We start from the raw sequence: 15,620 nt of genomic DNA, 5'->3' as shown, positions 1-15,620 counted from the left end.
GCAACGACACGGAATCCAGCGGCTTTAACGACGCTGGATACCGACTTTCGTCGGTATGACATTAGAAATTAAAAGGATTTAAATGTTAGATATACAAGCACTAAGAACCGATTTAGAAGGCGTTGTAGCCAAACTCAATAGCCGTAAATTTAAGTTAGACACAGCGAAATTTACTGCGCTAGAAGCTGAGCGAAAAGCCGTGCAAACACGCACACAAGAGTTGCAAGCCAAGCGTAATCATGCATCCAAACAAATTGGTATTGCCAAATCTAAAGGTGATGATATCAGTACGATTATGGCAGAGGTGGCAGGACTTGGTGAGCAGCTTAAAGCGGATGAAACACGGCTAGCAGAGATTCAAACAGAATTGCAGAACCTATTATTGAATGTGCCCAATACACCGCATGAAAGCGTGCCAGTTGGTGTGTCTGAAGAAGATAATGTGGAAGTGCGTAAAGTGGGTACCCCACGTTCATTTGATTTTGACATTAAAGACCATACCGATGTTGGCACGCCACTTGGTTTAGATTTCGACACAGGTGCGAAACTCTCAGGTGCGCGGTTTACCTTAATGCGAGGTCAAATTGCAAAACTGCACCGTGCGTTGGCGCAGTTTATGTTAGATACGCAAGAACAACATGGTTATGAAGAGTGTTATACGCCGTATATGGTTAACGCTGAAACGCTAACTGGTACCGGGCAATTACCGAAGTTTGAAGAAGATTTATTCTCTCTCAATCATAACGATAGCAAACTATATTTAATTCCAACCTCCGAAGTGACATTAACAAACACCGTGCGCGATGAAATCATTGCTTTAGATGATTTGCCAATCAAGCTCACTGCACATACGCCTTGCTTCCGTTCTGAGGCGGGTTCTTATGGTAAAGATACCAAAGGCATGATTCGTCAGCATCAGTTTGATAAAGTGGAAATGGTGCAAATTGTGCATCCTGACAAAAGCTACGAAGCATTAGAAGAGATGGTGGGGCATGCGGAGAATATTCTTAAAGCCTTAGAATTGCCATATCGTGTTGTTTCGCTCTGCACTGGCGATATGGGGTTTGGCGCAGCAAAAACGTATGATTTAGAAGTGTGGTTACCTGCACAAGATACTTATCGTGAGATTTCTTCTGTGTCTAATTGTGAAGCCTTTCAAGCCCGTCGTTTAAAAGCGCGTTTTAAAAATGCAGAAGGTAAAACAGAGTTTGTTCACACGCTCAATGGTTCAGGATTGGCGGTAGGGCGCACATTGGTTGCTGTATTAGAGAATTATCAAAACGCCGATGGCAGCGTAACTATTCCAACTGTTCTACAAGCATATATGGGTGGCAAGCAGGTCATAGCAGCTTAGTTGCTGGCGATTTTATATGGGTCGTTTTCAAATGGCTCATGAGCAGGCTCAAATCGACCCAGAATGTTGTAATAACTGCGAATGGATTCGACATAAATAACGGGTTGTGCACAGCGGCAATAGCCGTATTTTGCGTTAGCGTAGTGTTGTGGGTCGTTTAATTTAAGTAAAGCTTTTTTTACATCTACCCAAGAATCGGGGCTCAAGCCCAGTCGCTGCGCTAGTACCCGGGCATCTTCAACATGCGCATAGCCGATGTTATAAGCCGCAAGTGCCATATAAGTGCGGTCTGGTTCTGGTATGCGTTCTGGCAGGGTATTCATCATTAAATTCAGGTATTTAGCGCCTGCTGGAATGCTCTCTTGTGGATCTAAGCGATTCATCACGCCCATTTGGTCAGAAGTTGCTTCTGTCAACATCATTAATCCGCGTACATTGGTTGGCGACGTGTTAAATGTATCCCAATGCGATTCTTGATAACTCAAGGCGGCAAGCATACGCCAATCAATGCCAGTAATTTCTTGTGCATCTTTAAATAGCTTTTTGTATAGCGGTAAAATACCTCGAGTACGCTTCAGAAAAGTATCTACATCCAATGGCTTCAAGCGCTTGCTGTTGCCATGATAGCGATCAATAAGGTTACGCAATGTGCCATCACTTTTTATTTTAGTAAAAAAAGCGTTGGCTTCTAACAGCAAGTCTGGCTTGCGTCCTTTGGCAAAACCCCAAGCAATTTTTTCTGGCATGCCAAAGGTAAAGGCAACGTGAAGCTGCGGGTAAAAGTTTTGAAGCACAGAGACTAAATGATCATCAGCGATGGTGTATTCGAGGGTCCCTTCAGCAACATCTTCAAGAATATTCTCGGAATGCGAAGCTTTACGGGTTGACCATCTCAGTTCGGGATGCTGCTTTTGGTATGCCATTAATCTTTCCGCAAAGCTAGTCGATGCTGGTACGACAATCTGTTTGCCTACTAAATCACTGATGTTTTTTGCAGGTTTAGATATGATTTGATTATTGTAGATGACTTGCTGTTGAACATTTTGGTAGGGAATCGAAAAGTCAATCACCTGATTACGTGATTCAGTTAACGTTAAATCAGCGGCAGCAATGTCGGCACGATTGTTCACCAGCGCATCAACGACTTCTTGAATACTATCAACTACAATAAATTCTATTTGCTTTTTATCACCAAGAAAGGCTGAAAATGCCATGGCTAGATCATATTCAAGGCCAGAAAACTCTTTATCGCTATTGATATAGTAAGTATTTGGACTATTGATAGTAACAAAAGTAATGACGTTTTCATCCCTTTTTTCTATCTTGCCAGCCTTGGTTGCGCGATCAGTTGATGTGCTATCGGCGCCACATGCAATTAGCCATAACAAAGTAAAGCCATAAACGATAATTTTTTGTCTGAAGCTAGAGGAAGCAAAGTGTCTAAGCATGGACATCAAATATTAACTGAACAGAATTACTGCCACTTTTCTTCAATATTGCCATCTTGTGCAATAAAAACAGCTGATGCCAGTTGATAAAATATTCCGTGTTCAATCACACCGGGAATGTTGTTTAGCAATTGATTTAAGTCTCCTTCAGCCAGTTTCTGATCAAATGCCATGTCAAGAATTAAGCTGCCATATGAGCTAATAGATAAGCCATCTTTTGCCACATTAGGTCGCAAATCACCAACGCCACCAAGGTGTTCAAGACTTTTTTTAACTGCTTGCCAAGCAAATGGCATGACTTCAATTGGGATGGCAAAATTGGTTCCAATACGCGTCACCAATTTACTTTTATCGGCAACCACAAAAAATTGTTTTGCCGCCTTAGCCAATAGCTTTTCCATGACCAAATCATAGCCACGGCCTTTTAGCAGCGTTAAGTTGGGAGTGATTTCATCTGCGCCATCAACATACAAGTCTATTTCACTTACCTGTTGTAAACCAAGAACAGTAAGTCCTAAACTTTGTGCTTTAATCATACTGATGGTTGAGCTAGACACAGTGGTGAGCTTTAGGTGCTCTTCTTGTTGCCGTCTAGCCAGCTCTTCAATAAAAAAATTGGCAGTAGAGCCAGTACCCAAACCGACCAGCATATCATCCTGCACATAGTTTGCTGCATGAATAGCAACGCGTTGTTTATCGTTCATTGCATAAAGCTTTCCATGATGTTGTGACTATCAATAAATAGATGACGTGACTTTAGGTTTTATTATTCAATTAAGGTTCAAATTGAAATTGACCTTAAAATACACGTGGTGTTAGAGGTATAATAGGCAAAATTCAACGCTAAACCAAGTCATTTTCAATCTCATTTATGCAGTTAATCCTTCCATCTGTCGGTCAATCAAGCCGTTTTTCTTATATAGCCAATGGCTTAGATAGCTTATCGCTCGCATCACTTGCTTGTCGTTTAAAAACAACAAAACAGCCGCTGGTGATTATCACTTCAAGTGCATTTGAAGCGCAACGACTAATGGAGGAAATGCCTTACTTTGCGCCTGATCTCGGTTTGCATTTATTGCCAGATTGGGAAACGCTGCCCTATGATGTCTTTTCGCCGCATCCAGATTTGATTTCTGAACGTTTGGCTACCCTGTATCAAATTAGTCAAAATAGCTGTGATGTGGTCATTGTACCAATTGCAACGGCGTTGCTGCGCATGCCACCAGTTGCGTATTTGGCTCGACATACGTTTATGTTAAAAAAAGGCCAGATGCTCGATATTGATGCGTTGCGAGAGCAGTGTGCACAAGCAGGCTATCACCATGTGTCTCAAGTGATTAGCCCTGGTGAGTTTAGTGTGCGTGGTGGCTTGGTAGATTTATTTCCAATGGGTAGTGTGTTGCCGTATCGGATTGATTTATTTGATGATGAAATTGAGACCATTCGTACGTTTGATGTTGATACTCAGCGTAGTTTATATCCAGTACCAGAAATCAGATTGCTACCAGCACGTGAGTTTCCTTTAGATAAAGCGGGAATAGAGCTATTTAGAAGTCAATTTCGAGAGCAGTTTGAAGGCGATCCGCAACGCGCAAAAATATACAAAGACGTTAGTAAAGGTAATGCCACGGGAGGCATTGAGTGGTATTTACCTTTGTTTTTTACCGAAACAGCAACAATATTTGATTACTTACCCAAGCAGTCAGTGCTTTGCGCGCACGGCGATTTAGATAAAGCCGCACAAACGTTTTGGTATGAAGCTAATTCACGTCATAAACTATTGGCTTATGACGTTGAACGACCAGTCTTGTCGCCTGCGGTTTTATTAATGCAAGTAGATAATTTCTTCAAACAAGCCCATCAATTCCCTCTGATTAATGTCAAACTTGATGCAAAAAAATCGTTACCTGCTGTTGATGTGGATAGGCGTGCTGATCAGCCATTGCATAAATTACAAGCATTTATCAAAAAAGCAAAAAGCCGTATTTTGATTGTTGCGGAAAGTTTGGGTCGTCGCGAAACCATCTCGCAGCTATTCACTGAACATGGTTTGGTCATTCCGGTCTGTGAAACATGGGCTGAATTTGAAGCCAGTGATGCTGAAGTTATGTTGGGCGTTTCAAGTTTGCACACGGGTTTTGTGAGTGACGTTGCTGTGATTACAGAGGCGGAATTGTATGCCTCAACTGTGCGTCAGCAACGCCGCCGCAGTAAAGAAAAGGCGCGTAATACCGAAGGTATGCTCAAAGATCTATCTGAGCTGCGCATGAATGATCCTGTGGTGCATGAACAGCATGGTGTTGGGCGTTATAAAGGCTTACAAAATCTTGATTTTGGTGAAGGTGAGACTGAGTTCTTGCTTTTAGAATATTACGGCGATGATAAACTCTATGTGCCAGTGTCGCAGTTATTTCTGATCTCGCGCTATTCCGGAGGGCCGCCAGAAAGTGCGCCTTTGCACCGTTTGGGTAGTGGTCAGTGGGAAAAGGCCAAGAAAAAAGCATTAAAACAAATCCGCGACACTGCGGCCGAGTTACTTAATTTATATGCACAACGTGCCGCGCGTAAAGGACATGTTTTTAAACTGAGCCTTAAAGATTACGATGCGTTTTGTGAAGGCTTCCCTTTTGAAGAAACACCAGACCAATTATCGGCTATTGAAGCGGTCATTGGCGATATGCAATCAGGCAGACCAATGGATCGATTGGTGTGTGGCGATGTTGGCTTTGGCAAAACCGAAGTGGCCTTACGCGCAGCTTTTGTCGCGGTGATGGGCGGACGACAAGTTTCAGTATTAGTGCCAACCACATTATTGGTAGAGCAACATTATCAGAACTTCTGTGATCGTTTTGCCGATTGGCCCATTAAAATTGCCGAGATTTCACGTTTTAGAACAAAAAAAGAACAAGCGGAAGCTTTAAAAGGTTTGGCCGATGGCACGATAGATATTGTGATTGGTACCCATCGATTAATTCAAAAAGATGTGAAATTTAAAAACCTTGGTTTGGCGATTTTGGATGAAGAACATCGCTTTGGCGTACGCCAAAAAGAGCAAATGAAAGCCTTGCGCGCTGAAGTGGATGTATTAACCCTGACTGCAACGCCGATTCCACGCACGCTTAGCATGGCGATGGAGGGCTTGCGCGAATTCTCGGTAATTTCGACGCCACCGCAAAAGCGCTTATCCATTAAAACCTTCCATACTGATTATTCTGACGGCATTATTCGCGAGGCAGTCATGCGAGAGTTTAAACGTGGCGGGCAGGTGTATTTTTTACATAATGAAGTTGACACCATTTTTGTGCAAAAAGAAAAACTAGAAAAAATCTTGCCAGAAGCGCGTATTGCGATTGCTCACGGACAGCTGCGTGAGCGCGAGCTAGAATATGTGATGCGCGATTTTTATCAGCAACGGTCTAATTTGTTGCTGTGTACCACAATTATCGAAACGGGTATTGATGTACCATCCGCCAACACGATTATCATGAATAAAGCCGATATGTTTGGTTTGGCGCAATTGCATCAATTAAGAGGACGTGTAGGGCGCAGTCACCACCAAGCGTATGCTTATTTATTAACCGATCCGCACCGTAAAATCACGCCACAAGCACAAAAACGCTTAGATGCGATTCAATTACTAGAAGACTTGGGCGCTGGCTTTCATCTTGCCATGCATGATTTAGAAATTCGTGGCGCTGGCGAGCTGCTAGGTGATAGCCAAAGTGGCGAAATGCAGGAGATTGGATTTAGCCTTTATTCGGATATGCTCAACCACGCGGTGAAACAATTAAAAGCAGGTAATGAGCCTGATTTAGATGCGCCATTGGGTGTCACAACCGAAATTAATTTACATACACCAGCATTATTGCCGTCCAATTATTGCCCAGATATTCATGAACGCTTAGTCATTTATAAGCGCCTAGCCAATTGCGACGATGATGAAGCCTTAGATGAAATGCAAGAAGAGTTAATAGACCGCTTCGGTTTATTGCCCGAGCCTGGAGAAGCCCTCATGGCTTGCCATCGCTTACGTATTGCGGCAAAACCGTTGGGTATTGTCAAAATTGATGCCTCGGATGCGGCCATTCAATTGCAATTTAATCCCAAAGCCGATATTGATCCTATGAAATTGATTCATTTGTTACAGCGCGATAAACGCTGCCGCATGAACGGGCCCGAAAAATTAAGAATATCTGTCCAGCTTGGCAATATCAACCATCGCGTTGAATTGATAAAAGAGATCTTAAAGGCGTTCGAGCGCTAATAGACTGTTTGCTTCTCTTGCTATCGCTAGCCAGCGCTTAATGCTAGACTTTTAAGAGATCGATTTTTAAACCAACCCAAGGAGTAATGCATCATGAATGAAGATATTCGACTGATTGAATTGACGATTGGACACTATATTAAAGGTGCAAAGTCTGGTAAAGGTGATGACATGAAGCCAGCATTTCATGAGGATGCAACCATTTTTGGCTATATTGGACCTGATTTATTTGCTGGTCCTATTCAAAAGCTTTTTGATTGGAATGATGAAAATGGCCCTGCAGCAGGTATCGTCACAAAGATTGCGAATATTGATGTTGAAGGAACAATTGCAACAGTGAGATTAGAATCAGATAACTGGACTGGTCATCGCTTTACTGATTTTTTTACACTGTTAAAAGTTGCAGGTGAATGGAAAATAATGAATAAGGTTTTTCATTTGCACGGGTAATGCTTGCTTTCAATAATGGACTGAAGCGAGTGTTTAAAGCTTGATCATGACAATGATGGCGACAATCATGGCTACTGTTGCCCAGCCGATACGGTCAATATGTTGTTTCAAACTTTTTTCCATGCTTGGACCGCCCCATTTCATTAAACCAGCGACCATAAAAAATCGAGCGCCACGACCAATAAAAGAAGCGATAATAAATGGCAGCAAAGGCATGCTTAATGCACCTGCGGCAATGGTGAATACTTTATAAGGTATGGGAGAAAAGCCAGCAATAAAAATAGCCCACACGCCCCATTCTTTAAACCAAGCTTCTGCTTGTTGAAAGGCTTGCCAATAATGTTCATTAGCTTGTAGGTAAGGTGAAATGAAGTCAAATGCGCTTGCGCCGATTAAATAGCCAAGTAAGCCGCCCAATAATGAAGTAATGGTGGTTAATAATGCAAGATGCCAGGCTTTTGATGGATTGGCTAAACACATGGGTGCTAGCATAACATCGGGTGGAATAGGGAAAAAAGATGATTCAGCAAAACTGAGTAGCCCTAAATACCAAGGTGCATTGGCTTGTTTAGACCACAACATGACGCGGTTATATAAATTGGAAAATAGTTTCATTTAAATGTAGGTATTTATGGGTGATGATGCGTGATTGCAAGATTCTACACCAGATGCTAGTGTGAGTAAGTAGTCATGGCTTAGATGTTTTTAAGATGCGTCAAATTTTGTAGGGAGTATTGTGTTGGACGAAATAATAAACAGTATGGAGATATTTGGTTTGTATGAGCAATGGATATTGACCATAGTAGCGGTATCTATTGCAACAATCGTCATTGATTTTGTCGCCGTTTATGTCTTTAAACAGCTGATACGGGCAGCTAAAACAACAAACAGTTATTGGGATGATGCCCTAGTCGTTTCAGCCTCTAAGCCAGTGTTGGTTGCGATTTGGGTGTTGGGAATTGCGATTGTTCTCAACATTGCCGGTAAGCAAACACATCATGATTTATTCTTATTTGTTCCAATATTGCGTGATGCGATGATGGCCATTTGTTTTGCTTGGTTTTTCTGGCGGTTAATTCAAGAGTCGTGTTCGCGTTGCTTGGAGCAGCAGCGCGATAGTGGCGAACAGGTCGATTACACCACAGTTGATGCTTTATCTAAGCTTGGTCGCCTTATTGTGTTAGTCGGTTTGATTTTAACCTTGATGCATACCTTTGGCTTTAGTGTTTCTGGTTTGTTAGCAGCGGGCGGTATTGGCGGCATTGCAATTGGTTTTGCAGCGAAAGATATTTTGGCTAACTTTTTTGGAGGCTTAACGATTTATACCGATCGACCTTTTGTTGTTGGCGATTGGATACGTTCACCCGATAAAGATATTGAAGGTACGGTAGAAAAAATAAGCTGGCGTTATACCCAAATCCGGCGCTTTAATAGAAACCCGCTTTATGTCCCCAACGCTATTTTTACTAATATTGCGGTAGAAAACCCATCACGTATGAGTAATAGGCGCATTAAAGAAACGATTGGCATACGCTACGCTGATATTGGCGTAATGGCAGCAATTGTTGCCGATGTAAAAGCAATGTTGATGACGCATGAGGCTATCGATACGACGAAAACCTTGATTGTTAATTTCAATACGTTTAATGCTTCCTCAATAGACTTCTTTATTTATACGTTTACACGCACAGTGATTTGGGATGAGTTTCATGCTGTTAAACAAGATGTTTTGCTGAAGATTGCCGATATTATTGCCAAGCATGGTGCTGAAATTGCTTTTCCAACACAAACCTTGCATATTGCTGACAACGATAGGTAACTAACTAGCGTTTTATAATAGGACTAACTGGCCTAGACTAACAAAGAAAATCGCTTTTTGAATGGGTAATCCTTGTGATTCAAACAACGTGGCATATGCATCCAGTTGTGCTTGGTACTGTACGGCAATGGCTTTAAGTGTCGATGCTGTGCTATCTTTAGCCAGCTCCACTGATTTGTAATCAATCACCCAGCGCACACCTTCTTCGATAAACGTACGATCAATAATTTTTTTGGCAGTAACTTGGTCGTCACTAGATTCAATGGCTAATTCGCTAGCCGCGCTTGCTCTGTCGCGTAATATCCATTGCCCTTGCTCGCTAGCAAGTGTTGTTGTTAATAGGTGCTGCACACGCGTTACGGCTTGTTCAATTGTGATCGCATCATAGGCCTTTTGTTTGAACCAACGACGCATTGCGCCAGCTAAGCCAGCAATTGTTGGCGCTGACCAGTTTTCTACACCATTGTCAGCAATTAGCTGTAAATATAAATGCGTTAAAATGCCAACATTTGCATCTAACGTGTTGTTATCATCTTCTAAAATAAGATTATTTGGATTGATTGACGTGCTGGTTTGTGTGAATAGTTTGGCTATGGTTGGCGTTTGCAAGCGTATCAATTGCGGCTTGAAATGTTCTAATGTGATGGTGCCAGCATGCTTGATTGCGTAGTTACTTATATTGGCAGTAGGCTTAATCGCTTGCGCTTCATTAAATTGACTGTGCACAATTGGCCACAAGGTAGCCAAAAAAGTATTTTTTGGCGCAGTGATTTGCCCTTTAGCATCAACTTTAGCGGCACCGATTAAATGTAAACTGTGCTTAGCTCTGGTTGCGGCTACATATAGCACCCGTGTATTTTCATGCGCCGCGCGTTCTTTTTCTAACATTTTTAAATAGTCATAGGGCGTAGCATGATTTGTTGTTTGCGATAGATTACCTTTGGGGATATAAGGCGCCACCACCAAATCAACAGGTTGATTATCATCATGTGGTCGCTCGGATGACACTTCTTCCCATAGTAGCAATGGTTGTTCATTGCCGCCAGTTTTACGATCAAGACTCGGCAAAATCACCGTGTCGAATTCCAAGCCTTTGGATTTATGAATGGTCATCAATTGCAAGCTGTCATCGGCTTTAGCATCAGGCGCAGCATAGAGTTTTTCTACTTCGATGGCGAGTTGCTGTGGTGAAAATTGCCCCGTATTTTCTAATGTTTGAATACGCGCAAAAAAGGCTTGCACATCGCGCACATCACCCGCATCCCATAAACAATCTGCACCACCTAACATGAGCCATACGCCATGTAGCCAGCGACTAATAGACAGGCGACCTTGATGTTGTAGCGCTTGTAATAGCACATCTCGAACATGCAATAAACGCTGCTGACCATCTGCACTGAGTTTGTTAACACAGGTTTCATTCTGTATCAGTTCTAATATAGTGCTGTTTTTATCATTGCCAACGAGGGCATGCAGATCAGCAAGGGTCAAACCACACCAAGGCGCTCTTAAAATTGCTAGCCAATGCACCCGGTCTGCTCGTTGATGCAGTGCATAAATAAGGGAGAGTAGGTCTTGCACGATTTGACGATTGGCGAGTTCTTCAATTTCAACAGCTTGAAAGCTGAGCGTAGGATGATTGCGCCGTATTGTAGTCACTAATGCGGCTAAATGCCTACGCGCGCGAACCAAGACGGCAATTTTTGCTGAAGGTTGCTGTGCTCTCGTTTGTTGGATAATCTCGATCATGATATCTGCTTCTAGCTGACGAATATCGGTTGCTAACAGTGCTTCTTCGTCATCATCCGTGTTGTCAACAGAAGGGATGGTTGGTTTTTCATCCAATAGGGCGTGCACGGTAACACCAGCTAATGCCTCGTTGGCTTTGGTTGCGACAAACGGACGGTATTGAATAGCGCCTCTGCTAATGCTGTCTTGAGCAGGAAAAATAGGATTGAAAGCATGATTGATCCAATCAACGATAGGGGGCGTTGAACGATTATTACGCCATAATTTCAAAGACTTCAGCTTAATATTGCCAATACCTTGTTGCGCCACACGTAAAAATAAACCGACATTGGCTTTACGAAACCGATAGATAGACTGCATTGGATCGCCTACACAAAACAAGGTGCGACCATCATCTGGTTGCCAGCCGCGCGTTAATGCTTGGATTAACTGAATTTGGGAAGGGCTGGTATCTTGAAATTCATCAACTAATAAATGTTGAATACGGTAATCTAGTGTTAATGCTAAATCAGTTGCATTGCCCCCAATGTCTTCTAGCGCGAGCAATGCGCGTTGTGAGATTTCCACAAAGTCGACTTCTCCATACCTTTGAAACACCAACCATAATTCACCCACGGCAATATGGAGCAACTGCGCTAGCGTGGCAATCATTTGCCACGTGTTTTCATCTTGCTGAGGGTTAGGCAAGGTGTGTAAACGCGCGATTGCTGCTTGTGCACCTTTTGTTTGAAGCAGCGATTTAATGATTTCGTCTAAAGCCTCTTTATAGGGTTCTGCTTTAGTCGTTGGCGGTAAACCCATGTTTTTATCAAAGCGTTTGCGAAATGTGCCGCTGGCGGTAAGTAATACGTGTGCTATTGCTTGCCATTGGGCTAAATGTTGAGCGTCTGCTGGTATGCAGGTATCCCAATCCAATAATTGGCTAATCGGATGTGTCGACTCCAGATTGCTTGCGGCGAATCGTGCAATAGGCATCAACGCTTGTTGATGCTGTGGTGTCATCATGACAGCTGCCGCTTGAATATCTTCACTGATCATGTTGGATAATGCTGCTTCGGCATCTTCCGCAGTATGTTGGCTTTGTGTATAAGGTAACCATTGATCGCGCTTGGCTAACATGTCAGACAACAGTTGGGTTAATTTGTATGTGTCGTTATCAAAATAGTCCAGCGCGCGATGGATAATAGCGCCATAGTCTTCATGCGCGAGGTGCTCAATGACGTTAATGGCGGCTTCTTCATAATAGGTTCTTGCATCATCGCGCACACCAGGTTGAGTTCCGAAGCGGCTTAATAATGGCATTTGTCTTGCAAGATTGGCGCTCAGCGAATCGATTGTGTAAATACGTAATCTTGAAGGCGTGTTCACTAAATTCCACTGTAGCTCAGCCGAGCGATCGAGTACGGCTTTACCTAAGTGAAAAGTCTTTTGTTTATGTGGTTGAGCGGGTAATTCATCAGATGCTGCCATTGCCAAGCTATCCATAATCCGCGATTTCATCTCAGAGGCAGCTTTATTGGTAAAAGTAATAGCAACGACCTCTTCTGGCGCCTCTATCGTGGTCAATAGCTTTAAAAAGCGTTGCGTCAGTAACTCAGTTTTACCCGCGCCTGCTGGCGCTTCAACGATAAATGAATCATGTGCCAACGCTTGCTCTCGGCTTACGCTATCCTCATTTAACAACGCTTCTGGCAAAATAGTTGCTTTGCTCATTTCGACTTGTCTTTAAAAGTGGCGCTGCTAGACGCCTGCTGTTGATGTTCAAACTGCAATTGACGTTCAGGTAAACGCAGGAGTGCTTTTATATCACAAAAGGCCAGTTGCTTTTCACTATCAAAAGTGACCGCGGCATCGCCATTTTTTAAGCTAACTGCTGTGCTGGTGATGCGATTCTGCCAGTGTTGAATAATGCTTTGCCAATTGGGAAAATCAGCTTCATCAAATATTTTTCTGCCACGCGTGTCATTAAAAATAGTTGCGCCTTGTATCAAATCGTTTGTCGCCGCAATACCTGCAAAAGCGTTGTCTGCGTTACGCACTTTGGCATAACAGACTGCGCCAATATCACTTTGTGAATCTTGCAAAATAAAAGCGGCATAAATTGGTAATTGTGGCTCGGTGATACGTGATTGCGCCCAGTTTTTATAATCGAGCTGGCTCCCAGTTTTATAGTCAATCACAACTAAGCGACCATCATCTAATTGGTCAATGCGGTCAATAATGAGTCTAATGCGGATGCCTTCAATTTCAATGTTGTGTTCCTGTTCGCAAGCAAGCACCGTAAAGCCTTGTGGGCGTAACATTTCAACTTCAATTAACCATGCAAAAACCAGCTTACTTAAACGCGCCGCTTCTAAATTTAAAAAGGCTTCAGAAAATAGTTGATTGCGTTCTGTGTTAAATGTCGTTAATACCTGCTGTGCAATCACTAACAATGTTGCTTTTAATTGCTCTGGAATCGTATCTTGCCACTCAGCTTGGCTACGACCATTCCAAAACTTGGCCAATACCGCATGCACTAAATTGCCGCGCTCCATTGCATCTAGCCCATTCGCAGGTTCACCTAGCTTTCTAGCATTAAGGCGATATTGATAAAATGCCCAAGCAGGGCAAATTGCTTGTGCTTTTAGCAAACCCGTGCCCCCTCCAACGTGCTCACCAGCATGTATTGGAGGTGCTTGATGGTCATCTAGCCATTGCCAATCACGTGTCGATTGTTGCGCTAACGATTCAGCTAACGTATGAGTTAACGTTGGCGCTTCGCTTAATTGAGGAATGCCGTGCATTAATGGACTCACGCGCAATTCACGTTCACCCTCTTTTTTTGCACTTGAAAAAGTCACTTGTGCCGCACTTTTTATCAGGCGTTGATGAATTGCTAGGGCAAATGCCGCTTGCACATCGCTACTGGCATTGGGCGTTTTTGCTGCTCGTTGAATATGCGCTGGTAGCAAAGCATTATGCCGCGCCATGGGCGGCCAAATATGATCATTCATGCCCATCACCCAAATTGCATCTAATGGTTCAGCGACTGCTTCTAACATACCCATGACTTGTATGCTGGCTTGTGATTTACGTTCTGGTTGAAATATCTGTGCTTTGCATAATTGTCTTAAGCGTTTAATTGCCTCGCTGGCACTCACTTTGCCAGCGAATGGCGCTAAGCTGCCTAATTGCTGTAAAACCTTGTGAAACGCTTTAACTGCTTGGAATTCATGGCTTGATAGGCTGCGCGCCCCTTGCCAATGGCTTAAGTAAAGTGCGGTTTTGAATATGGTTGCCCATTCATCTATGCTAGCAAAGCGATTGTTCTCTTGAGCAACGCCGAGCAGCGCTTTGCTGTCTGCTAACAGTTTAGGCAATATTAAAGCATGCTCGCCGTCACATGCATGTTGCAAATAGCGGATAAAACCATCATTGCTCAGGCTTAATGGCATTTCTTGTCGCATGCGAGCATCTAGCTTGGCGCGAGCATCAGCTTCTTCAATGTGGTTAGACCAATACACACTGTTGATGAGTGGTGAGATATCAGTTTGTAGCAACGCTTGCTTATGCCAAGCAAAGTGCAGTAAATCCAAAGCGGTAGAGATGATTGGTACACGAGATAGAGGTACACCTAATGTGAAATCATAGCAACGCATGATTTCGGCTTGTGCAGGGGCAGCGGTAGACGGATGGAATACATCATCTAATAAATTGGATAGTGCAGGGCGCAAGGCCTCTAGCTCAGGCACAACAATCGCCAATTTAGCTGTTGGATGTTGCGTGAGATGAGCGTGTGCCCAAGCCACAGCGGCACGACACTCTGCGTCTTGATCATTGAGCATAACATGCGTTAATGCTTGTGGCTCAGCGAGGGTGAGCGGATAAGTGCTGACGGTTACACCGCGCTTTTCTAATGCCGCTATTAATCGGCGTGTATGCGGGTGTATACGATCAAAGCCTGCGAGTTGAATATGGGTTGGTAATTGGCCAGCATCTTTTTCTAGACACGTGATTTGCCAATCCTGATAGCGTACTGCTTCTAATACGTTATTGGCTTTACAACGCCGCTGAAAGTCGTCACGCCATTGCATCAATTGCTGTGTTTCTTCAGTTAGATTGGCTAAGTCTATGGTTAAACGCCATTCTGTTAACAAACGATTCGCTTCCATTGCCGCACTTGCTAATCCCGAGGTGTCAAACAAACTAGCAGCTGCGTTGGTTTTTAGCGATTGCTGTATACTTTGCTCCCACAATACACCTTCTTGTGTCGCGTTCAGTCCACTGGTTGGTACAGAGTCGGCATCGATTTCATTCAGTAAAATCGCTGTTTCAATCACACGATTGAGCCAATCAGCAAGCGTAGTAATCTGTGGCGCTAACCACTGTGTTTCACCACTTGCCATTTGCGCCCGTTGTTGAGCAGCTTGCAAGCTACGCGCAAGTCGGGAAGTGACGCAAAGAATAAAATGAGAAGCGCTTGATGACATGGCATTATTCTAAACGACACTGCAATAATCTCTATGCTTTTCCTTATAAAACGTGCACACCACT

At 43.3% G+C, this 15,620-nt stretch carries 9 protein-coding genes; 4 read left to right on the top strand and 5 right to left on the bottom strand.

Annotated features, from left to right (window positions below; translation table 11 throughout):
• Positions 1–82 precede the first annotated feature (82 nt).
• Positions 83–1,354 carry a serine--tRNA ligase gene (gene serS, locus KFB94_00980; protein ID QVL45733.1) on the top strand — a complete coding sequence of 424 codons (1,272 nt, stop codon included), beginning with the start codon at positions 83–85 and terminating at the stop codon, positions 1,352–1,354.
• On the opposite strand, the gene mltF is transcribed toward serS, so the two are convergent.
• Together mltF and rpiA are read right to left on the bottom strand one after the other, a co-directional pair.
• Positions 1,351–2,802, bottom strand: a complete 1,452-nt coding sequence (gene mltF, locus KFB94_00975; protein QVL45732.1) for a membrane-bound lytic murein transglycosylase MltF — start codon at positions 2,800–2,802, stop codon at positions 1,351–1,353. The two genes, serS and mltF, sit on opposite strands and share 4 nt — an antisense overlap.
• Before the next feature lie 26 nt (positions 2,803–2,828).
• A complete protein-coding gene (gene rpiA / locus KFB94_00970; GenBank protein ID QVL45731.1) occupies positions 2,829–3,506 on the bottom strand; it encodes a ribose-5-phosphate isomerase RpiA in 678 nt (225 codons plus the stop codon).
• 167 nt (positions 3,507–3,673) lie between these two features.
• Here rpiA and mfd point away from each other — a divergent pair, with 167 nt between their 5' ends.
• Together mfd and KFB94_00960 are read left to right on the top strand one after the other, a co-directional pair.
• Positions 3,674–7,066 carry a transcription-repair coupling factor gene (gene mfd / locus KFB94_00965; GenBank protein QVL45730.1) on the top strand — a complete coding sequence of 1,131 codons (3,393 nt, stop codon included), beginning with the start codon at positions 3,674–3,676 and terminating at the stop codon, positions 7,064–7,066.
• Between the two features lie 93 nt (positions 7,067–7,159).
• On the top strand, positions 7,160–7,516 hold the full coding sequence (locus KFB94_00960) for a nuclear transport factor 2 family protein (protein QVL45729.1): 357 nt from the start codon (positions 7,160–7,162) through the stop codon (positions 7,514–7,516).
• Between the two features lie 33 nt (positions 7,517–7,549).
• On the opposite strand, the gene KFB94_00955 is transcribed toward KFB94_00960, so the two are convergent.
• Positions 7,550–8,131 (bottom strand): DedA family protein, encoded by a 582-nt coding sequence (locus KFB94_00955; protein ID QVL45728.1) that lies wholly within the window; start codon positions 8,129–8,131, stop codon positions 7,550–7,552.
• A gap of 145 nt (positions 8,132–8,276) precedes the next feature.
• Between KFB94_00955 and KFB94_00950 the strand changes: the two genes are divergently transcribed.
• On the top strand, positions 8,277–9,335 hold the full coding sequence (locus tag KFB94_00950; protein ID QVL46510.1) for a mechanosensitive ion channel family protein: 1,059 nt from the start codon (positions 8,277–8,279) through the stop codon (positions 9,333–9,335).
• A 12-nt stretch (positions 9,336–9,347) separates the two neighbouring features.
• Here the strand turns inward: KFB94_00950 and KFB94_00945 are convergent, their stop codons facing one another.
• Together KFB94_00945 and KFB94_00940 are read right to left on the bottom strand one after the other, a co-directional pair.
• Positions 9,348–12,797, bottom strand: coding sequence for a UvrD-helicase domain-containing protein (locus KFB94_00945; protein QVL45727.1), 3,450 nt, complete (start codon positions 12,795–12,797; stop codon positions 9,348–9,350).
• On the bottom strand, positions 12,794–15,556 hold the full coding sequence (locus KFB94_00940; protein ID QVL45726.1) for a PD-(D/E)XK nuclease family protein: 2,763 nt from the start codon (positions 15,554–15,556) through the stop codon (positions 12,794–12,796). Before KFB94_00940 ends, KFB94_00945 begins: the two co-directional genes overlap by 4 nt.
• Positions 15,557–15,620: the final 64 nt, after the last annotated feature.

It is taken from the genome of Methylophilaceae bacterium, assembly GCA_018398995.1.
GTDB lineage: Bacteria > Pseudomonadota > Gammaproteobacteria > Burkholderiales > Methylophilaceae.
The sequence above is the reverse complement of the archived record's forward strand: the minus strand, read 5'-3'. Positions and strand labels throughout refer to the sequence as shown.